Annotated in this window: 19 protein-coding genes and 2 tRNA genes; 10 read left to right on the top strand and 11 right to left on the bottom strand. The window is 31.4% G+C overall.

Going from position 1 to position 21,056, the window contains the following annotated elements; genetic code table 11:
* Positions 1-73: 73 nt before the first annotated feature.
* The 4 genes from AC3VJB_RS13175 to AC3VJB_RS13160 form a co-directional block, all read right to left on the bottom strand.
* Positions 74-556 carry a DUF4252 domain-containing protein gene (locus tag AC3VJB_RS13175; protein ID WP_173360447.1) on the bottom strand — a complete coding sequence of 161 codons (483 nt, stop codon included), beginning with the start codon at positions 554-556 and terminating at the stop codon, positions 74-76.
* A 104-nt stretch (positions 557-660) separates the two neighbouring features.
* The gene (locus tag AC3VJB_RS13170; RefSeq protein ID WP_173360448.1) at positions 661-1,038 is read right to left on the bottom strand and encodes a hypothetical protein; all 378 of its coding nucleotides are present in this window, start codon (positions 1,036-1,038) and stop codon (positions 661-663) included.
* Between the two features lie 107 nt (positions 1,039-1,145).
* Positions 1,146-1,216 (bottom strand) — tRNA-Gln (locus AC3VJB_RS13165).
* A 95-nt stretch (positions 1,217-1,311) separates the two neighbouring features.
* Positions 1,312-1,382 (bottom strand) — tRNA-Gln (locus AC3VJB_RS13160).
* Between the two features lie 209 nt (positions 1,383-1,591).
* Here AC3VJB_RS13160 and AC3VJB_RS13155 point away from each other — a divergent pair.
* Positions 1,592-4,705: a glycosyltransferase family 117 protein gene (locus AC3VJB_RS13155; protein ID WP_497667232.1), complete on the top strand. Its 3,114-nt coding sequence runs from the start codon at positions 1,592-1,594 to the stop codon at positions 4,703-4,705.
* A gap of 4 nt (positions 4,706-4,709) precedes the next feature.
* The gene (locus tag AC3VJB_RS13150) at positions 4,710-5,339 is read left to right on the top strand and encodes a polysaccharide deacetylase family protein (protein ID WP_497667231.1); all 630 of its coding nucleotides are present in this window, start codon (positions 4,710-4,712) and stop codon (positions 5,337-5,339) included.
* Here the strand turns inward: AC3VJB_RS13150 and AC3VJB_RS13145 are convergent.
* Both AC3VJB_RS13145 and AC3VJB_RS13140 read right to left on the bottom strand, forming a co-directional pair.
* Entirely contained in the window at positions 5,336-5,629 is a 294-nt protein-coding gene (locus AC3VJB_RS13145) for a thioredoxin family protein (protein WP_047788184.1), read from the bottom strand. The two genes, AC3VJB_RS13150 and AC3VJB_RS13145, sit on opposite strands and share 4 nt — an antisense overlap.
* Positions 5,630-5,717: 88 nt before the next feature.
* Entirely contained in the window at positions 5,718-6,941 is a 1,224-nt protein-coding gene (locus AC3VJB_RS13140) for a metallophosphoesterase (RefSeq protein WP_173360451.1), read from the bottom strand.
* A gap of 172 nt (positions 6,942-7,113) precedes the next feature.
* Here AC3VJB_RS13140 and polA point away from each other — a divergent pair, with 172 nt between their 5' ends.
* On the top strand, positions 7,114-9,936 hold the full coding sequence (gene polA / locus AC3VJB_RS13135) for a DNA polymerase I (protein WP_437823594.1): 2,823 nt from the start codon (positions 7,114-7,116) through the stop codon (positions 9,934-9,936).
* Positions 9,937-10,011: 75 nt separating this feature from the next.
* Here polA and AC3VJB_RS13130 read toward each other — a convergent pair whose 3' ends face one another.
* On the bottom strand, positions 10,012-10,209 hold the full coding sequence (locus AC3VJB_RS13130) for a hypothetical protein (RefSeq protein WP_159488859.1): 198 nt from the start codon (positions 10,207-10,209) through the stop codon (positions 10,012-10,014).
* A 351-nt stretch (positions 10,210-10,560) separates the two neighbouring features.
* Complete coding sequence (locus AC3VJB_RS13125; protein WP_159488968.1) at positions 10,561-11,517, bottom strand: helix-turn-helix transcriptional regulator; 957 nt, start codon at positions 11,515-11,517, stop codon at positions 10,561-10,563.
* A gap of 212 nt (positions 11,518-11,729) precedes the next feature.
* On the opposite strand from AC3VJB_RS13125, the gene AC3VJB_RS13120 reads away from it, so the two are divergent.
* Positions 11,730-12,221: a DinB family protein gene (locus AC3VJB_RS13120; protein ID WP_437823593.1), complete on the top strand. Its 492-nt coding sequence runs from the start codon at positions 11,730-11,732 to the stop codon at positions 12,219-12,221.
* Complete coding sequence (locus tag AC3VJB_RS13115) at positions 12,211-12,450, top strand: hypothetical protein (protein WP_497667230.1); 240 nt, start codon at positions 12,211-12,213, stop codon at positions 12,448-12,450. The genes AC3VJB_RS13120 and AC3VJB_RS13115 overlap by 11 nt, the downstream gene beginning before the upstream one ends.
* A 109-nt stretch (positions 12,451-12,559) precedes the next feature.
* Here AC3VJB_RS13115 and AC3VJB_RS13110 read toward each other — a convergent pair whose 3' ends face one another.
* Positions 12,560-14,155, bottom strand: a complete 1,596-nt coding sequence (locus tag AC3VJB_RS13110; RefSeq protein ID WP_437823591.1) for an Ig-like domain-containing domain — start codon at positions 14,153-14,155, stop codon at positions 12,560-12,562.
* Positions 14,156-14,209: 54 nt separating this feature from the next.
* The gene (locus AC3VJB_RS13105) at positions 14,210-14,749 is read right to left on the bottom strand and encodes a ComF family protein (RefSeq protein WP_240627174.1); all 540 of its coding nucleotides are present in this window, start codon (positions 14,747-14,749) and stop codon (positions 14,210-14,212) included.
* Positions 14,750-14,957: 208 nt separating this feature from the next.
* Here AC3VJB_RS13105 and AC3VJB_RS13100 point away from each other — a divergent pair, with 208 nt between their 5' ends.
* From AC3VJB_RS13100 to AC3VJB_RS13080, 5 genes are all read left to right on the top strand, one after another.
* The gene (locus tag AC3VJB_RS13100) at positions 14,958-15,518 is read left to right on the top strand and encodes a class I SAM-dependent methyltransferase (RefSeq protein ID WP_047788176.1); all 561 of its coding nucleotides are present in this window, start codon (positions 14,958-14,960) and stop codon (positions 15,516-15,518) included.
* Positions 15,519-15,563: 45 nt separating this feature from the next.
* On the top strand, positions 15,564-16,466 hold the full coding sequence (locus AC3VJB_RS13095; RefSeq protein WP_073182438.1) for a DUF8428 domain-containing protein: 903 nt from the start codon (positions 15,564-15,566) through the stop codon (positions 16,464-16,466).
* 47 nt (positions 16,467-16,513) lie between these two features.
* On the top strand, positions 16,514-17,392 hold the full coding sequence (locus tag AC3VJB_RS13090) for a DUF8428 domain-containing protein (RefSeq protein WP_073182437.1): 879 nt from the start codon (positions 16,514-16,516) through the stop codon (positions 17,390-17,392).
* Positions 17,393-17,497: 105 nt separating this feature from the next.
* On the top strand, positions 17,498-19,045 hold the full coding sequence (locus tag AC3VJB_RS13085) for a glycine--tRNA ligase (RefSeq protein WP_047788173.1): 1,548 nt from the start codon (positions 17,498-17,500) through the stop codon (positions 19,043-19,045).
* 97 nt (positions 19,046-19,142) lie between these two features.
* Positions 19,143-19,412: a hypothetical protein gene (locus tag AC3VJB_RS13080; RefSeq protein WP_464837419.1), complete on the top strand. Its 270-nt coding sequence runs from the start codon at positions 19,143-19,145 to the stop codon at positions 19,410-19,412.
* On the opposite strand, the gene AC3VJB_RS13075 is transcribed toward AC3VJB_RS13080, so the two are convergent.
* Complete coding sequence (locus AC3VJB_RS13075; protein WP_047788171.1) at positions 19,399-21,048, bottom strand: SGNH/GDSL hydrolase family protein; 1,650 nt, start codon at positions 21,046-21,048, stop codon at positions 19,399-19,401. The genes AC3VJB_RS13080 and AC3VJB_RS13075 overlap by 14 nt on opposite strands.
* Positions 21,049-21,056 lie beyond the last annotated feature (8 nt).

Genomic DNA, 21,056 nt, shown 5'->3' with positions numbered 1-21,056 from the left:
CATTTTACAGTCGGAGTTACTTATAAATTTATATACTTCCCTTCGACTACGCTTAGGGAACATAGAAGTCTTTTTAATTTGAAGCTATGCTTTTATTTTTTGTAGATGCTTCTACCATAGCAGATAATTCATCCATGGTGAGATTAGTTTTAATTCCTAATAATACCATTTCGTCACTTTTATCGTGAACGTTGACAATAATTTCTTTAATGCGGTCTTTTGTTTCTCTAAAATACACCGTTACCCTTTCCTTACCATCTTTTACTCTTACTAATGTTTTTAAATTATTTCTTCGAGCATATTTTTTAAAATCTTTTTGTACTGAAGCCATGTTGTTATTGAACACCATAATTTTATAGTTTTTAGATTTCTTTAAGAAAACTCCAAACTCATTAGTATCTTCATCAGAGATGAACATATTGGCAAAAAAACTAGGAATATTTAAAGATACCTCTGCTCTATCTTTATTAGATTGGTAAAATGTTTTAAAGTTTTCTTTTTGTGCAAAAGAACTTAACACAAAAAAGTAGAAAAAGATGGTTGCAATTCGTTTCATAATAATAGTGTTTTAATTGAAGACGAAATGACTAAAGTTTTGTTACATAAAAATTATATTAGTGTTTAATAATTTTTATTGAGGTATTTTATTTGCTTTTTTGGTTAAGAGAATATTCCTATAAGTATTCCACCTATTATGTAAGCAATACTACCTACTGAAGAATAAAGGTAATATTGCCTAATTTTTCTTTTAAACTTAAATGTTTCAAATCTTTTAATATCTGAATTATGAGAATGAAGAAATACATTAACAATACCAAAAGGAACTAGTACATAAAAAAGCTTCAACTCAAGTTCTAAAGATTCATTAATTCTTTTGTAAGAAACATCAATATTATAAAGCAGACTTTCTGCTTCTTTTATAGTTAAAGAACTTTTATCATAAGCATTGATAAATGTATCTTTACTTATTTTATTATTATATATATACTCTATAAGTTCTTCAATTGAGTATTTTTTTACCTTTTCAATACTTACCATATAGCAATCCTCAGTTTATTAATAACAACCCCAATTATACTCATTATAAATTTGGTTAACTGTTAACACAAAAAAAAGTCTTAACTTATTCAGTTAAGACTTTTTAGTTGGCCCACAAGGACTCGAACCTTGAATATCGGTACCAAAAACCGGTGTGTTACCATTACACCATGGGCCAATGTTTACAGTGCAAATATAAAAACAAAGTTTTATATTTAGAAATCATTAAACACTTTTTATAAAAAAATCCTCACGAAACTCGTAAGGATTTTGTTGGCCTACAAGGACTCGAACCTTGAATATCGGTACCAAAAACCGGTGTGTTACCATTACACCATAGGCCAATTGCGGGTGCAAATATAGAACAAAATTATATTTCAGCAAATTTTTTATGCTTTTTTTCGTTTACTTCTTTTTCAACCTCAAAAATTTCATTTAACAGAACTTTATATAAGTCGCTATTTTAGAGAAACTGTTAAAATTATATTTTTGTTTTCAACGAAAAAATCATTAGTAATTAATACATTCGTACTTTATATCTAGACAAAAAACTATGACTGAGTTTAACTATAAAAAGTGGAACATCATTTTAGGATGGGTTTCGTTTGCAGTAGCGTTAATCACTTATACCTTAACTCTTGAACCCACAGTGAGTTCATGGGATTGTGGAGAATATATCGCAACTGCTGTAAATTTAGAAGTTGGACACCCTCCTGGTGCTCCTTTATTTCAAATGTTAGGTGCTTTTTTCGCTATGTTTACTAGTGACCCTAATCAGTTGGCAAAAATGGTCAACTTTATGTCTGGATTGGCAAGTGCTTTTACTATCCTTTTCATGTTTTGGACAATTACCAATTTAGCTAGAAGAATGGCTATAAAAAATGGAAAGTTAGGTTATAATGAAGCTATTGCTGTATTAGGAAGCGGATTAGTAGGTGCTTTAGCATATACTTTTTCTGATAGTTTTTGGTTTAGTGCTGTTGAAGGGGAAGTGTATGCTATGTCTTCTTTCTTAATGGCGCTACTATTTTGGTTAGGGTTACGATGGGAAAGTGAATTAAATACTCCTAGAGGAAATAAATGGTTGGTATTAATTAGCTTTGTAGTTGGACTATCTTTTGGAGTTCATATACTTTCTTTATTAGTAATTCCATCAATCGTTTTGGTATATTTCTTCAAAACATATAAGGATATCAACATCAAAACAACTGCAATTGCTACACTAGTTGCAATATTAGTTTTAGCGTTTGTGTTTAAGTTTTTATTCCCTTTCACTTTAAAATTCTTTAGTGTTGCTGAGTTATTCTTTATCAACCAAGTAGGACTACCTTATAATTCAGGAACTATTATAGCTGGAATTGTTTTAATAGCTTTATTCTTTTACGGATTAAAATATACACGTAAAAAGAATTTAGTTACTGCAAATACTTTAGTGCTTTCAGTACTATTCATAATGATTGGTTTCTCGTCTTGGTTAATGTTACCAATACGTGCGAATGCTGATACCATTATTAACGAGAACAACCCATCAAGTGCGCGTGAACTACTAGCATACTACAATCGTGAACAATATGGTGATGCAAATGTTTTTTATGATAATTACTATTCTGTAGCTTATGATAGAGAACAAGATGCCGATAATCCTTATAAAGACGATAAACCTAAGTACGAAAAAATAGATGGCAAGTATGTTATTGTAAACAGGTACAAAAATGTACTTCCAAATTATTCAAGTAAACACAAAGGGTTTATTCCTCGTATGGTAAATCCTGCTTCTGAGCAACAATACAAAAGTATTGCTGGAATTCCTGCTCGAAGTAAAAGACGTCCAACGTTTTTAGAAAACATAAAATTCATGGTTGATTTTCAATTTGGATATATGTACGGGCGTTATTTTATGTGGAACTTTGTAGGTCGTCAAAACGATATTCAAGGACATCTAGATATTGAAAATGGAAACTGGTTAAGCGGTATTGATTTTATTGATGAGGCTCGCTTAGGCTCACAACAAAACTTACCTGATGATATTAAAAACAATAAGGGACGTAACACTTACTTCTTTTTACCTTTTATTTTAGGGCTTATTGGTTTGTTATATCAACTCAATAGAGATAAGAAGAATTTTTATGTGTTAACACTGTTCTTTTTATTCACAGGATTAGCTATCATATTTTACACGAACCCAAAACCTTTTGAACCTCGTGAACGTGATTATGCGGTAGTTGGTTCCTTTTATGTATTTGCTATTTGGATTGGTTTTGGAGTACTTGCCCTTTATGATTACTTTAAAAAGTATGCTCCTAAAAAGGTAGTTGCAATTGCTGTTTCAGTGGTTTCATTACTAGCTGTCCCTGCTTTAATGGGCTTCCAAAATTGGGATGATCACGATAGAGCTGACCGTTATTTAGCACAGCTAAATGCACAAACCTATTTAGAGAGCTGTGACCCGAATGCAATCATCTTTACTATTGGAGACAATGACACTTTCCCTCTTTGGTACATGCAACAAGTAGAAGGTGTTCGCAGAGATATTAAAATAGTAAACACAAGTCTTTTTCAAACAGATTGGTACATCGATCAAATGAAAAAGAAAACCTATGATGCTGACCCTATTCCATCACAGTTAACACACGATCAGTACAAGTATGGAACCTTGGATATGGCATACTACTACCCACTTCCACAGTTAAAAGATTCTTTACTTAATATAAAAGATTTTATGCGTTGGATAGCTAGTGATAATGATGCCACTTATTTAGACGCAGGAGATGGCGCTAAGGAAAAATTTTATCCAACCAACAGAATTCGTATTCCTGTTAACAAAGAAAATGCTTTAAAAACTGGATTAGTAGCACAAAAAGATGCTGATAAAATGGTAGATTATATTGACATTACTGTTGATGATAGAGGTTTATCAAAAGCAAGACTTTTAATGCTAGACATTTTAAATAATTTCGACTGGAAGCGACCTATTTACTTTACTGGTGGTGCAAATGCTGATGAAGAATACATTTGGCTAAAAGATTACTTACAATTAGATGGAATGGCGTACAAATTAGTACCTATAAAAACATCTAATAAAGGGCGAACAATTTTTGACATGGGACGCATAGATCCTGAAAAAATGTATAACAATGTTAAAAAATGGGATTGGAAAACAATCAATAACGGAGAAATTTACCTAGATGAGCAAAGTAAGCGTAACGCAATTTCATTACGTAATAACTTAATTCGTTTATCTGAAGAATTCTTACAAAAAGGAGATTCTGTAAATGCAAAAGACGTGTTAGATTTATCGTTACACAAAATGCCTATTAAAGATTTTGATCACTACAATTTCTCTTTAGGCTATCCAGAATTGTATTATCGTATTGGTGATATTAATAAAGCTAGAGAAACTGCCGAAACCTTAGCTGATATTTTCCAACAGAAGTTAAAGTATTATAGCACATTTAATACTCAGGACATTGATTTAATCATCGATAATTTAGAAACAACTCTGTACATGTATCAAAACTTAGTTCAGCAAATTACTCGATATGACAAAGATGAAGATTATGGTAAAAAGTTTTTTGAAGATTATATAACACATGCTCGTCTATTTAGTCATTTAATGCCTGAAGAAGAGCCTGAGCTTCCACAAGAACTCGATACTATTAAGCCTTAATTTAATGAGGTTATATTTTATAAAGACACCACGTATACTTAAACGTTTATTCGCTAAATATACGTGGTCTTTTTTTTCTACTCAAAAAGAAATATTTCTAACCTTTGATGATGGACCTATTCCAAAAGTAACAGAATTTGTACTTGACCAACTTCACCTATTCAATGCAAAAGCTACTTTTTTTTGTATTGGTGATAATATTCGAAAATACCCCGCTGTTTTTTCAAGAATTGTTAATGAAGGACATTCGGTAGGAAACCACACTTTTAATCATTTAAACGGCTGGAAAAACAGCAATACAACTTATATTGACAACATAAACAAATGCGAAAACTTATTATCGCATCAAAAAACAAAACTATTTCGCCCTCCTTACGGAAAAATAAAAAGAAAACAAGCCAAACAACTTCTTGCTAATGGTTATAAAATTATTATGTGGGATGTATTGTCAGCAGATTTTGACCCGACTATTACTAAAGAAAAATGTTTACAAAATGTACTCAGAAATGTAGAAAATGGGAGTATTATCGTTTTTCACGATAGTATAAAGGCTAGCGACAAGTTATATTATGTGCTTCCAAAAGTTCTAGAAGAATTTTCGTTACAAGGTTATAAGTTTAAGGCAATTTCTTAAACAAACTGCTGAACTAAGCCTATTAACGTATTAGCGTCTTGCTCTCCAGTTTGGCGCCATTTCATCTCTCCATTTTTATAAATCATAAAAGTTGGATTTCCTTTAACACGTAAGGCATCTGCAAGAATTTCATTCTTGTTAATATCTATTTTAATCACCTTGGCTTTGTCTCCTAATGCAGCAGCTACATCACGAAGTGTATCTAAACTAGGTTCTAGTTCACTCCAATCTGCATAAAAATCGATTAACACAGGTTTGTTAATGCTTATAATTTCACCAAACTTTGTCATCTTTTGCATAAGTTTTATCAGTAAAGTGCCTAAAATTACTAATTTTTTGTTAGGTAATTATTATGATAATCTTAAAAATACTGAAAAATCAAGCTTTTTTTAGCTCAATTACGGTAATTTCAGGCCAAATCCCCACTCTACCAGGAAAGGCATGGTAACCAAACCCTCTATTCACATTAATGTACCTATTAAACTCTTTATATAACCCTGCCCATTGTTTATAAACATATTTTGATGGACTCCATTTTATCCAACCAGGAATTTCAATCCCAAACTGTAAACCATGCGTATGCCCGCTTAAAGTTAAATGATAATTAAAATCGTCTTGTTTTACTTTATACTCCCAATGACTTGGGTCGTGGGACAGTAAAATTTTAAAATCATCTTTACTTACCCCTTCTGATGCTTTTTTAAGATCTCCTGCTTTATTAAAGCCCTTTCCCCAGTTCTCTACTCCAATCAATGCTATTTTTTGTCCGTCTTTTTCAATGTATTTATGCTCATTTAATAATAATTCAAATCCTATTTTTGGATGAATATCTTTTACTGCTTTGAAATTTGCTTTTTTATCTTCTGGTGTTTTCCAATCAGAATAATCTCCATAATCATGATTACCTAATACTGAGTATTTTCCAACAGGTGCCTCTAACTTTGAAAAAACAGAAATCCAATCATCCATTTCGTGTGCAAAATTATTTACAATATCTCCCGTAAATAAAATCATGTCAGATTTTTGCTCGTTAATTAAATCTACTCCATATTTAATTTTTTCTTTATTATCAAAACTTCCTGAGTGAATATCGGTAATGTGAGATATGGTAAAACCATCAAAAGCTTCTGGTAAGTCTTTAAAACTTAACTGGTATTTAAGCACTTTGTAATTGTATTTTCCTTTAAAAATACCATACAACATACTTGCAAACGGTAGTGCTGCCAGTCCTAAAGCTAGTTTTGATATGAAAGCTCTTCTACCAACCAAGTCTTTGGTTTCTTCTTTAAACAAAAATGAGATTCCTTTTTGAGACCATCTAACCACATCTTCTCCAAACATTAATAAAAAAATCACCACCTTAGGAACTAAAACAAGTAAAAGTATTCCCATTGCCCATTGAAACTCTCTTGTTTGCCCAGAACTTCTATCGTAACCAAAAATTACATAAAAAAAGTGTATGTAAGCTAATACCCCAATTAACAACCATCCATAACGAATAATTTTACTTCTTGTAAGTGTTTTTATTGCTTGAAAAGCATATGCTTCAAATACAATAATTATTGCGGATATTATAATAACTGTTACTAACCAACGAGACATCTATTTCATTTTTAAGGAGAAACAAAGATACTGCGATTCTTAAAATTGATTTTTAACATCTTGTTAAAGTTTTGTAGCTTTACCTCCAAAGTTCATAGAAACGATAGTTTTTCTACTTTTTCTGTAAACAAATCGATATCAACATTTTATTTCAATAGGCTTAAGACTTAACATGGCAAATCAAAAACGACTTTTTTTACTCGACGCGTATGCTTTAATTTTTAGAGGATATTATGCCTTTATTAAAAACCCACGTATCAACTCTAAAGGGTTAGACACCTCAGCTATTATGGGGTTTACCAACTCTTTACTAGATGTAATAAAGCGTGAAAAGCCAGATTATTTAGCCGTTTGTTTCGACAAAGGAGGAAGTACTGACCGCGTTGAAGCTTTTGAAGATTATAAAGCAAACCGACAAGAAACACCTGAAGCCATTCGTTTAGCTGTTCCTTACATTGAAAAAATATTAGGAGCCATGAACATACCTGCCATTGTAAAAGAAGGGTACGAAGCCGATGATATTATTGGTACGCTGGCTAAAAAAGCTGAGAAAGAAGGACTACACACTTACATGGTAACGCCTGATAAAGATTTTGCTCAACTGGTTTCTGATAATATTTTTATGTACCGCCCACCTCGTATGGGAAATGGATATGAAAAGTGGGGTGTTGAAGAAGTGAAAACTAAGTTTGGTGTGGAAAACCCGTTACAAGTAATTGACTTTTTAGGAATGATGGGGGATTCTGTTGATAATATCCCTGGATTACCTGGTGTTGGTGAAAAAACAGCCAAGAAATTTCTTGCTGCTTATGGTAGTATGGAAGGTTTGTTTGAAAACATCCATGAGTTAAAAGGAAAAATGAAAGAAAAGGTAGAAGCTAATCAAGAATTAGGCTTGCTTTCTAAAAAACTAGCAACCATTATGCTAGATGTTCCTGTTGAGTTAGAATTGGATAAATTGGTTTTTGAGCAACCCAATGTTGAAGCTACCAAAGAAATTTTTACTGAATTAGAATTTCGTCGTTTAACGGAAAACTTCTTAAAAACATTTGCTCCTTCTGAAGAAACTACTGCTGCATTAGAAATACCTAAAACAACAAAGACTAGTGCTGCAGGTCAATTTGATTTATTTGCAACTCCTGGTAGTGGAAGCGCTACTAAAGACACAAATATTAACGGTTTTAAAACCATTGAAAATACGAATCATTTCTATCAATTAATAGAAACACCTCTTTCAAGAAAATTATTGTTAGAGAAATTAATGCAACAAAATTCTGTGTGTTTTGATACTGAAACAACTGGATTAAAGGCCTTAGAAGTTGAGCTAATTGGAATTGCTTTTTCATGGGAAGCTGGTAAAGGCTATTATGTTTCATTTCCGGAAGATCAAGAAGAAACAAAAGTTATCTTAGAAGAATTTCGTCCATTTTTTGAAGCTGTAAACATTGAAAAGATAGGCCACAATTTAAAATACGATATCAAAGTATTGTCAAATTACAACATGCCTGTAAAAGGGAATTTGTTTGACACCATGATTGCGCATTACCTTATCAATCCTGATATGCGTCATAATATGGATGTACTTGCTGAAACCTACTTAAATTACCAACCTGTTTCTATTACAGAATTGATTGGTAAAAAAGGTAAAAATCAACTTTCAATGCGACAAGTTGAGTTACCAAAACAAACCGAATATGCAGTTGAAGATGCAGACATCACCTATCAATTAAAAGAGCACTTTTCTAAAGAGTTGGAAAGTGGCAATGTTACCAAGTTATTCAACGAAGTAGAAACACCATTAGTTTCTGTATTAACAGCTATGGAAATTGAAGGTATTAATTTAGATACTGACTTCTTAAAAACACTTTCGAAAGCCTTATCTAAAGACATCTCACAACTTGAGCAAAACATATACGAACAAGCCGGTGAAGAATTTAACATTGCATCACCTAAACAATTAGGTCCTATCTTGTTTGATAAGCTAAAACTAGTTGACAAGCCTAAAAAGACTAAAACAGGTCAATATTCTACAGCAGAAGATGTGCTTTCTTATTTAGCTAAAGACCATCAAATAGTTGCTGATATTCTAGAATATCGTCAGTATAAAAAATTACAAAGTACCTACGTTGATGCACTTCCTAATGAAATCAACCCTAAAACAGGAAGAGTACATACCGTATACGCTCAGGCTGTAGCAGCTACAGGACGCTTAAGTTCTAACAACCCGAACTTACAGAATATCCCAATCCGTACAAAACGTGGACAAGAAGTACGTAAAGCTTTTATTCCGAGAAATGAAGACTATGTATTGCTAGCGGCTGATTACAGTCAAATTGAATTACGAATTATCGCTGCTTTAAGTGAGGAAGAAACCATGATTAAAGCCTTTCAACATGGTGAAGACATTCACGCTTCTACTGCTGCAAAAGTATTTAATGTTCCTATTGAGGAAGTAACCCGCGAGCAACGTAGCAATGCTAAAACTGTAAACTTCGGAATTATTTATGGAGTTTCTGCTTTCGGATTGAGTAATCAAACCGATTTATCTCGTAAAGAAGCAAAAGAGTTGATTGACACCTATTATGCAACCTATCCGAAACTACGAAATTATATTTCTAAGCAGGTAGATTTTGCTCGTGAGCACGGATATGTAGAAACTGTTTTACATCGTCGCCGTTATTTAAAAGACATCAACTCTCGTAATGCTATTGTTCGTGGTGCTGCAGAAAGGAATGCGGTAAATGCTCCTATTCAAGGTTCGGCTGCCGACATCATTAAACTTGCCATGATTAACATTTATAAGCGATTTGAGCAAGAAAACTTCAAGTCGAAAATGTTACTACAAGTACATGATGAATTGGTTTTTGATGCTCATAAAGATGAATTAAATATTATTAAACCGATTATTAAACAGGAAATGGAAAACGCTTTTAAAATGAGCGTTCCGTTAGATGTTGAAATAGATACAGGAGCAAACTGGTTAGAGGCGCATTAATTTTACTAGAACTTAATGAGGCTAAATTATTCGTTAAAAACGAAGTAATTTAGCCTCATTTTTAAACAAAGATGATTAACCATCAAGTTCTCCTGGATTAGTTCCTATAGCTAATGGTACACAATAACAAAAAGTAGTTTTAAGAACACCATTTATTAATTGGTCATAACACCTATACATAGAACCTTCTGGGCAGTCTTTTGCTCCTCCGTTTACTTTTTGCTGCTCTGATTTAGATAAAATATTACCTAAACTTGAAATAGATTTTAACATAATAATTAATTTAAAATTACCCTACTCTATTGAAGGCTTTTCGGCAACGCCTATAATATTTATTTTATCAACCTCACAGTAACCTATTATTTATTTTGCAGTTATATAAATGTATCTTAAAACTATATTTTAAAAAAGAGTAAATTTATTTAAGGTAATTATGAATCAACAAGTGAAGTGTTTGACTAAATATTTGCTTAAATGCAAAATGAATTCGTCTTTGACGCACATAAAGATGAATTAGATACTATTAAACCTATCTATCATTAAGCAAGAAATGGAAAACGCCTTTAAAATGAGCGTTCCGTTGGATGTTGAAATTGATACAGGAGCAAACTCGTTAGAGGCACATTAAAGTTTTGTAATCGCCTTTTCTAAAATCTCTTTTACTTGAAGTTTTAAACTTTCAGGTTCAATTATTTTGGCATAATCTGAAAACACAATGTACCACCTTGAAAAACCGTGTTCAACATAGCAAGTCATAAATGTCATTTCTACTTGGTTTCCTTTTACTTTTTCAGACACAAAACCATGTTGCATTTTGCTATTGTTTATATACCTTACGACACTTTTATCAACGGAAATAACAACTTTTGTTTTTGGTATATTTTCATACTGACTACGGTATTCATCTAACGTAATGTGTTCTCTAGTAAAACTATGTTGAGTTGATTTTATTGCTAACATTCTATCGGTTCTAAATTGCCTGTAGTCACTTCTTAAATGGCAAAAAGCCAATACATACCAAAATCCTGATTCGTGATAAATACCCACAGGTTCCACAAAACGCTCAGAAGGTGTTTCTCTATTTACCGCCTGATATTTTAAAAACACCTGTCTTTTTTCTGCAATACTTTCAAATAATGTTTCAAGTGCATTTGGTAAACTATCGTTGAATAATTTATTTGTAGGATCAACTAATATTTGTGATTCTAAGGCAGAAATCCAATCTTTTTCACGACCACGCAACACTGATTTTAACTTCATCATAGCAGACTCATAGTAGTTTCCTAATGATTTATCTACAAACTTCTGCATTAGTTTTTCGGCAGCCACAAAACTTCCTACTTCTTCTCTAGTAAACATAACAGGAGGCAAACGGTACCCTTCCATAATAGAATAACCAACACCAGCCTCACTTATTATGGGCACACCTGATGCTTCAAGGGTTCGTATATCACGATAAATAGTACGTAGGCTCACCTCAAATCTATCAGCCAATTCTTGTGCTTTTACTATACGTTTAGATTGTAACTGAATAAGTATTGCCACAATTCTATCAAAACGTTTTACCGTGTCTAAACTCATAATGCTATAACATATTTCCCAAAGATAGGATTTCAGGCTGAAGTATTTTTTAAATTTTAGCTTCAACATAATAACTATACTTTATACAAAGTAACATACAGTAAGTGACAACCGCTTGTCAATAGACATTTTTAAAATTTATTTTTTCCTACTGACATAAAGCTGTCACCACCCCATATTAATTTTGATTTCAAATAATAAAAATTACAATTATGGAATCAACAACAAGCACATTATTAGAACAAGTAATTACACCTTCTGAGTTATTAGCACATTGGCAAGGGCATCGAGGTTTAACCCGAAGAACTATTGAAGCTTTTACTGAGGAAGCCTTTTTTAATTACTCTATAGGAGGTATGCGTACTTTTGCTGATATGGTTATGGAACTTTTAGGTATAGCTGGACCTGGTATTAAAGAAATTGCTACTGGAGAAATTCAAGAATTAATTGAAAGGGTTGACCACGGTAACAAAAAAGCAAAAATTATTGAACTCTGGGACAAGGCTACTGACGAAATAAATACTTATTGGGCACAGATAAAACCAGAGCAGTTTCAACAAAACATTAAAATATTTGGTCAATATGAAGGTACGGTTTGGTCATCAATATTCTATTTTATTGACAATGAAATCCATCATCGCGGACAAGCCTATGTGTATTTGCGCGCTTTAGGTATTGAACCTCCATATTTTTATGAACGTTAATCAAACTAAAATGAAAACAGTTTTGGTATTTAAGACATCCATTACAAAAAACAATGAAATTAAAATTGTTCAACCTACTTTAAATCGTTTGATTACCAAAAATGACCGCTGGAATTTTGACTTAGAAGATTGCGATAATATTCTTCGGGTAGAGACTCAAATGATTAAAGCTGATGCCATTTTAAAAGCAATACAATATCATGGTTTTTATTGTGAAGAATTGTTGTAAAAACAGTAATATTTTCTAGAAACAGTAAAATATAATGTAAATAAGAAACCGAATAAAGAAACTAATTGCTTCTCTATTCGGTTTCTTTACTCTTTCAAGATGATATTATCTATTTTATTACAAATGTTTCGTTTTGTATCCAATTAGCCCTTAGTTTAAATACAGTTTCTAAATAGATAATTTGCTCTGGCTCTTTTCTTAATAAGAAATTTCCAGTATCCCACATACGATTATTATTTTCATCAACTATAGCTCTAACACTATATTCCTTGGGTTCTAGTAAGATAAATTCTATCTTTTTAGAAGAAGTAAGATACCTTTTTTCTACAACCTTATCTTGACTTAATAATTCAATAATAATAGGATATTCTGTTTCGTTTTTAACATCCAAAACAATACTTCCATAATCTTCCACAGTACGCGTTGTGAATTTATAATCTAACGTATCGTTTGTAGTTTCAAAAACATCAGTTATTCCTTTAGGTAAGCCTTTAAAAATGTATCCATATTTAGGTTTCTTTTCAAACAATACAGCTAGTTTATTAATCGACTGCTTTTGCAATTCAAAAGGTACATCAACAGTATCTTTATCTATCAATGAAAACTTCGATTTATCAAAAGAAACAATTGGGTTATTTGTTTTAATAAACATAGTATCTTTCAGGTTAAGAACTCCACTTACACTAGATGACACAGATAAAGAGTCAATTTTCTTTTTTCTTAAAAACACTGTAACAGTATCTTTAAAATTCTGATTATTTACTATAAAATTCAATGAATCTCTCTCTACAGGTGTATACCAATAATTGAGTGTATCTTTATCTTCCTCAAACTGAGTAAACGACTTGTAATCTTGCGGAACTTCCGATAACAGTTCAATACTCATATCTTCCTGCTTCCCTTCAAAACCAAACTGAATTTTTCCTTTTGTTACTTCTTTTCCTCTTTTAAACTCATATGGCTGAATTTCTTTAAAAAAACGAATAGGTTTGTTTAGCAAAGTATCTTTTGGTAACGTAATTGTATCTACTACAAAACCAATTTTATCTGTTCTACTATTAAAAATATAATCACTTGAAGGCTCTTTTAATGCTAGCATTAAATATTTTCCTTCACGTAAATTACTAAACTCAAAATTTGTAGAATCTAGCGTGCTTGTTACATAATTTGGCTTTTTCTTAAAAGCAATAGAATCGTTGTAGGTACTATCAATCTTATATAACAAAACACTAACTTCTTTCACCTCTTTTTTATCAAAAGCATCAGCTACTGCACCTTTAATTTTTAAAGAATCAATATAGTCTCCTGTTGAAAACACATACTTAAAGCTCTCTAACTTGTTGTTTTCGTTGTTATCTTGAACTGCATTTCCAAAGTTAAAAGTATAGGTGGTATTTTTCTGTAACGTGTCTAATATTTTAATATTAATATACTTACTTGGTGTTCCTTGTGGTGTAATTAACGGTGGATTTTTCATTGGCGGAGAAACTACCAACTGTTTTTGTAGGTCTTTTAAAACAATATACTCATCAAAATAAATACGAATGTTATCATCTTTAAAATGAATAGTTTCATAAGGAGGATTTGCAGTAACCATTATTGGTGCGGTTTCATCCTTTGGACCTCCTTCTGGTCGTCCTTTACGTGCACAACTACTTATTAAAAAAGCGAAAAGAGTTACTAAAATAAAGTGTTTATTTTTCACAAATTATTGGTTTAAAATCCATTTTCAAAAGTAGTAAATTAAGATGGAATGGTATTAGTCTTTTTGTGTATACGCCATTGTAGCAACACTTATCTTTATGTTTTGCGTTTTTAAAAGTTCGTTTGCACAAGCTTCTAATGTTGCTCCTGTTGTAATAACATCATCAATAAGTAAAATATGTTTATTTTCAAAAAGTGTTGTATCAACAAGTTTAAACTTTGTTTTGTTATTAGAAAACCGTTCAAATCGTTGTTTTAATGTTTGCGTTTTAGTTTTGGAAGTTCTTATAAGAATATCTGGCTTATACTCTACATTCAAAATATCACTTAATCGTTTTCCAAACATGGTTACTTGATTATATCCTCTACTTTTAAGCTTTTTTAAATGTAATGGTACTGGAATAATATAGTCTATATCTATAAAAGTATTTAATGTTTTTAATCGTTCTCCAAACCAGTCAGCAATAAATATTCCAATTTCTGGCTGATTTTTATACTTTAATTGATGGATCAATTTTTGGGTAACTCCTTTCTTCCTGTAAAAAAGAAAAGAATGTACTGCTTGTATTGATACTTTCCCATAAAAATTTGACATTAATGTAACATTTATATGCTTATTATCGTCTATAATTGGCAAGTCGTTTTTACAAATAACACAGAGAAGTGTTTCATTTTGTAATAACGTTTTTTCACAATTTACACATAATTTGGGATAGAATAAGTAGAATATCTCTTTTAAAAATTGCATCTTTACAAGCCTTTTTTAACATAGGAAGATACAAAAAACAACAATAAATTATATTTTGAGTAAAAAGTTTAATTTTTTTAAAGAAGCTGTAAAAAATTACAAAACATCAGGCACAGTTGTTCCAAGCTCTAGATACCTAGCTAACAAGATGCTAAAAGAAATTGATTTTAAGTCTGCTGAAGTTATTGTAGAGTTAGGGCCTGGAAACGGAGCCATAACACAATATTTACTAAAAAAACTTCAACCCAACACCATATTAATATGTTTTGAAATAAATGACGCTTTCTATAGAGAATTAAAAAAAATACAACATCCACAATTAGTTGTTTTAAAGGCTTCTGCAGAAAACATAAAACTTGAAATACAAAAGCTTGGTTTTTCAAAAGCCAACTACATTGTTTCTAGCTTGCCCCTTACCATAATCCCAAAAGAAATATCGCACGCTATCTTAACAAAAAGCTATAACTTTTTAGCTCCATCAGGACTATTTATTCAATATCAGTATAGCTTAACTTACTACAAAAAACTAAAAGAAGTTTTTGGAGACAACATAAATTTGAGCTTTGAACCATTAAACTTTCCACCTGCTTTTATTTATAAATGTGTTAAAAAATAAATAGTATATTAGCACAGAGCGTCCCCTTTTTTTATACCCTTTAAAATGATGATAGTCTCAAAAATAAAAAATAATAGTTTTGTTGCCTTCTTAATTTTACTAATACTTGTTATTGGTTTTTTGTCTTATCAAAATGCTAGAGACTATTCTGAACTCAAGGCAATTTTTGAACTTGAAAAAAAAGAACTAGAGGGCGAATTAACAAACATTATTGAGGATTATGAAGAAGCTAGCTATAAAAAAAATGAATATTCATTAAAGCTAAAAGGTGGGCTTAACAAAGTAATTCAACTAAGAGATTCTATTAAAAACCTAAAACAAGTAGACTATAAATTTATTGGGTATTTTAGGAAGAGAACAAAAGTACTTATTGAAGAAAACAAAAAGCTTTTTACTGAAGTAAGTCACTTAAACACTATAAATAACAAACTAATTATAAAGAACGATAGCGTTAAAGAAGCATTATTAATAAAAGAAAAACAAAACACTAAACTTACCAACATAAATCGTTTTTTAAGTAATGAAAAGTTAGCTTTAAAGAAAAAAATAGCCACTGCTGAACTTATTGAAGTTTCTTCTATAAAAGCAGAGGCAATGAGAAAAAAAAGAAACGGAAAGTTTACATCTACTTCAAAATCGACAAAAGTAAGTGCTTTTAAAATAGAGTTTGAGTTAATGCAAAATAAAGTAACACCACCTGGTTTAAAAGAAGTTTACATTCAAATAACAGATATGAATAAAAATGTGATTGCCCCATATAAAGAAGTAAATTTACAAAACAATAAAAAAATATGGTGTAGTGATATTTTAATAGCTGAATACAATAACGAACAACTATCTATGATTTCTTTTATCAATATAAAAAATAAAATTAATGCAGGAATATACCATATAAATACATTTGTGAACGGTATTTATACTGGTAATAAATCTCTAGCATTAAAGTAAAACACCCCTTAATAAATAACTTAATATAATCAATTTCCCCTTAACTTATGAATCAACAAAAAACCAAAAATGTTTTAATTTTAGTATTAATTATCTTATTACTTTTCCTATTTTTTTATTCTCATCAAAAATCAAATGAAAATGAAAACCTTCAAAATATTTTTTTAGAAGAAAAAGCTGAGTTACAACAAGATCTAGACGAAATGATTAAAGATTACACAGATGTTGTTGTTGGTAAAAAACGTTTAGCTGACAGGTTAGAAGTAGAGCTAATTAAAATGAAGAACTTAAGAGACTCAATAAAACTCTTAAAATCTGATAACTTTGGACTTATAAGAAAGTACAGAAGTAGAATTGCTAGCTTAGAACGTGAGAATAAGAAACTTTTCATTCAGATAGATTCTTTAAACAGTGCTAACGATGCTTTAACACAAGAAAATGTTATTGCTAATGAAATTTTACAACAAAAAGATAGTGTAAATGAAACTCTAACAGAAAAAAACAAAGAATTAGAGGCAAAAGTAGCTATTGGTGGAATTATTAAAACTAGTCCAGTAAAAGCTATTGCAATGAAAGAACGAAGTAGTGGAAAGCTAACATCTACAAGTAGATCTAGCAGAACTGATGCTTTTAGAATTAATTTCGATTTGTTAGAAAACCCAATTACTAGTGCTGGTGAAAAACGCGTATACATTCAAATTATTGATGAAAACAAAAATGTAATCGCTCCTAAAGGTAAAACTGACTTAAAAAACGGACAAAAAGTTCAATACACAGACTCTTTAGAAGTTAACTACAACAATAACCGTTTAAGTCTTGTATCTTTAATATTAGTAAACAGAGACGATATTAAAAAAGGAAAGTATATAATTAGTGCTTTTGTTGATGGTGTTTATTCTGGAAATACAACAATAAAGCTAAGATAAAACCATAACTATTAATTATTAATAAAAAAGTGAAGAGCTTAATTTATTCTTCACTTTTTTCTTTTTCCATACCCTTAGTTTAAATCCTTATTTTATTTTTGCAATATGGCAAAACAAGAAGATCAATTTAAAAAAGTATTATCACACGCAAAAGAATACGGTTATGTATTTCAATCATCTGAAATTTACGATGGTTTAAGCGCAGTGTATGATTATGCTCAAAACGGAGTAGAATTAAAGAAGAATATTCGTGATTATTGGTGGAAAGCAATGGTGCAAATGCATGAAAACATTGTAGGTATTGACGCTTCAATACTAATGCACCCAACTACTTGGAAAGCCTCAGGCCACGTTGATGCTTTCAACGACCCTTTAATTGATAACAAAGACTCTAAAAAACGCTATAGAGCTGATGTTTTAGTTGAAGATTTTAGAGAAAAAATCAACGAAAAAATTCAAAAAGATATAACCAAAGCAAAAAAACGTTTTGGTGAAGCTTTTAATGAAGATGAATTTAGAAGTACAAACCCTAATGTTTTAAGACGTCAAAAACAAATTGACGAGATAACAGTTGAATTAACTAGAGTTCAAGAAGAAAACGATTTAGAAGGGTTTAGAAATTTAATTATAGACTTAGGCATTACATGTCCTGTTTCTGGTTCTAAAAACTGGACAGAAGTTAAGCAATTTAACTTAATGTTTGGAACGCAATTAGGAGCGTCAGCAGATAGTTCAACGCAAGTATATTTACGTCCTGAAACTGCACAAGGTATTTTTGTAAACTTCTTAAATGTACAAAAAACTGGACGCATGAAAATTCCTTTCGGAATTGCACAAACTGGTAAAGCTTTTCGTAATGAAATCGTTGCGCGCCAATTTATTTTTAGACAACGAGAGTTTGAGCAAATGGAAATGCAATTTTTTGTAAAGCCAGGAACTCAAAAAGAATGGTATGAAAAGTGGAAAGAAACTCGTTTAAAGTGGCATATGTCTTTAGGAATGGGAGAAGAAAATTATCGTTTTCACGATCATGACAAATTAGCACATTATGCTGATGCCGCTGCTGATATTGAATTTAAATTTCCTTTTGGGTTCAAAGAATTAGAAGGAATCCATTCTCGTACTGATTTTGACTTAAGTCAACATGAGAAATTCTCTGGAAAAAAACTACAGTACTTTGACCACGAGGACAACACTAGTTATGTACCATACGTAATTGAAACTTCTATTGGTTTAGACAGAATGTTCTTAGCTGTTTTCTCTAACTCTTTACAAGAAGAGGAGCTAGAAAATGGTTCAACAAGAACTGTTTTAAAGTTACCTGCAGTTTTGGCACCAACCAAAGCAGCTATTTTACCATTAGTTAAAAAAGATGGTTTACCAGAAATCGCTCGTAAAATTGTTAACGATTTAAAATGGGACTTCAATGTTGTTTATGATGAAAAAGATGCTGTTGGAAGAAGGTATCGTCGTCAAGATGCTGTTGGTACACCTTTCTGTATTACGGTAGATCATGATACTATAGAAGACAACACTGTTACCATTCGTCATAGAGATACTATGGAGCAAAAACGAGTTAAAATAGAAGATTTAAGCAATATTATTAAACAAGAGGTAGATGTACGCTCTTGGTTACAAAAAACGGAAGCATAAATCTAAAAAACGTCAAAATAAAGCAAGAATCCTAAACGTAACTGTTTAGGATTTTTACTTTTGCAATAGTAAATAACTTCTCATGAAATAAATACGAATGAAAACTATACTTAAAATATTATTCATCATCTTTTTACTTTGGATGATAACTGGTGCTTACCTTTTAAACACAGAGCACCCTAAAGCACAAGTAGTAATAGGACTAGGTGTTTTATACATGTCCTTTATATTAATGCCTTTATTTATCTACTATAGATATAAAGATGGTAAGTATAAAAAATATATTATCAACTCTGATAAAGACAAAAAAAAGCTAAAGATTAATCTTCAGCTTTTTTACTTTATTTTGCTCTCTATTGTAAGGTAGGTGAGTAATTTGTTGGATAATCATCTGGTTTAGCTAAACCGTCTTTACCTAAGGTAAAGTTAGATCCGTATGTAGCATCAATAGCAGCTAACATTTTATTAGCCATTAACGCATATCCTCTAGCTGTTAAATGAATTCCATCTAAACCAACTAAACCACCTGTTACTAAACTAGTATTCATATTATAATTCCCAAACTCTAATCCAGTAGTAGAAGCTTCTTGTAAAATAGCTTTAAAATCTACAAAAGCCAACCCTTTTGCTTCAGCCACCGATTTAATAGTTGCATTATAAGAATCCGTAGCATTCTTAACTCTACTTACCTCATCTTTTGTTAATACCCATTTATCTTCAAGAGGTAATGAAACTCCTTCTACAGAAAACATTCCTGCTAGTTCTTGTGATAAACCTTGTGACATTAAAAAAGCAACTGAATCTGTATTAACTTCACCTATAATCGCACTACTTGGTAATACTAATAAGTCTTCTTCTGTTGCTTGTCTTGCTTGACCGTAATAAGTACCTAATAAACCTGCTACTTTTTGTAATGTAGTTGCATCAGTAGGTAATCCAAAACTTGCCACAAAAGGAGGGAAAGTAGGACTTGCTAATAAAGCTCCAACAATTTGAGCTGTCTTATTATCTAAAGACTCATCTTTAATTACAACTGCATTTGCAGCATCTGTGGTAAAAACAATTGATCTTTCTGGAACACCAATTGCTTCAAAAACTCCGTTAATAGCCCCAAAAACATTATTTAATGTTGGTATTTGCGCTCCAAAATCAGGGTTACTAGGATCTAATGGCGCATAAGGAACTGTTGTAAAGTAAGGTAACGATGTTATATAAGGTAAATTAGCTACGACTCCTTTTCTATCTCCCGCTGCTAAAGCATCAACGGTACTTGAAAAAACAGAAGCAAAAAGATTTGAATTAGTAATATCATTTGCTCCATAACTTGTTGGGTCTAAGTTTCCTGTTTCATTATGATCTTCTCCTACACCACCAGCTATAGAGTATCCTAAAACATCATTTCCTCCTATTTCAGATAATGTAAAAAATGTTGGTTGCTGTACTAATACATCTTGTATAACACTTGCCATAGGGTTAGATGCCATTCTTACATAATAAGGGTTTGCATTTGGTAAAGCTGCTAATGCTCCATAACCTTCTACTCCTAGGTGAAAGCTTTTTAATCCAGGGATTCCCATGTTATTATATGGTCCCGTTTGTATATTACTTATCTCTGTTGTAGGTGTTTTTGATAACCTTGCTGGCCCATCACCATTAAAATAAAACCTTGGCTCTCCTTTTTCTTCTCCTCCTATTAAAAAACCACCTATGTTATCATTCATTAAAGGTTGTGTAAAATCGCCTCCGCCAACCATAGCAAATTTACTAGCTAAGATATTTGGAAAAGAGTTCTCTTGAGAAGATTTAAATAAAGCCCCATCTGAAAATCCTGCTGTAAAAGAGGCTCCTACTGCTACATATTTAGAAAAATCTACACTACCAGCTTCTAGTGTTACATTGTTTTCCGCTTCTCCTTTAATCTCAGGTAATGTATTATCTACGTCACAGGCGGCTAACCCTAAAAATAACGCAGACAAAAAAGTATATTTAATTGTATTTTTCATTGTTTCTT

Source organism: Tenacibaculum sp. TB-53 (assembly GCF_059716285.2).
This window is presented reverse-complemented; position numbering and strand designations above follow the sequence as displayed.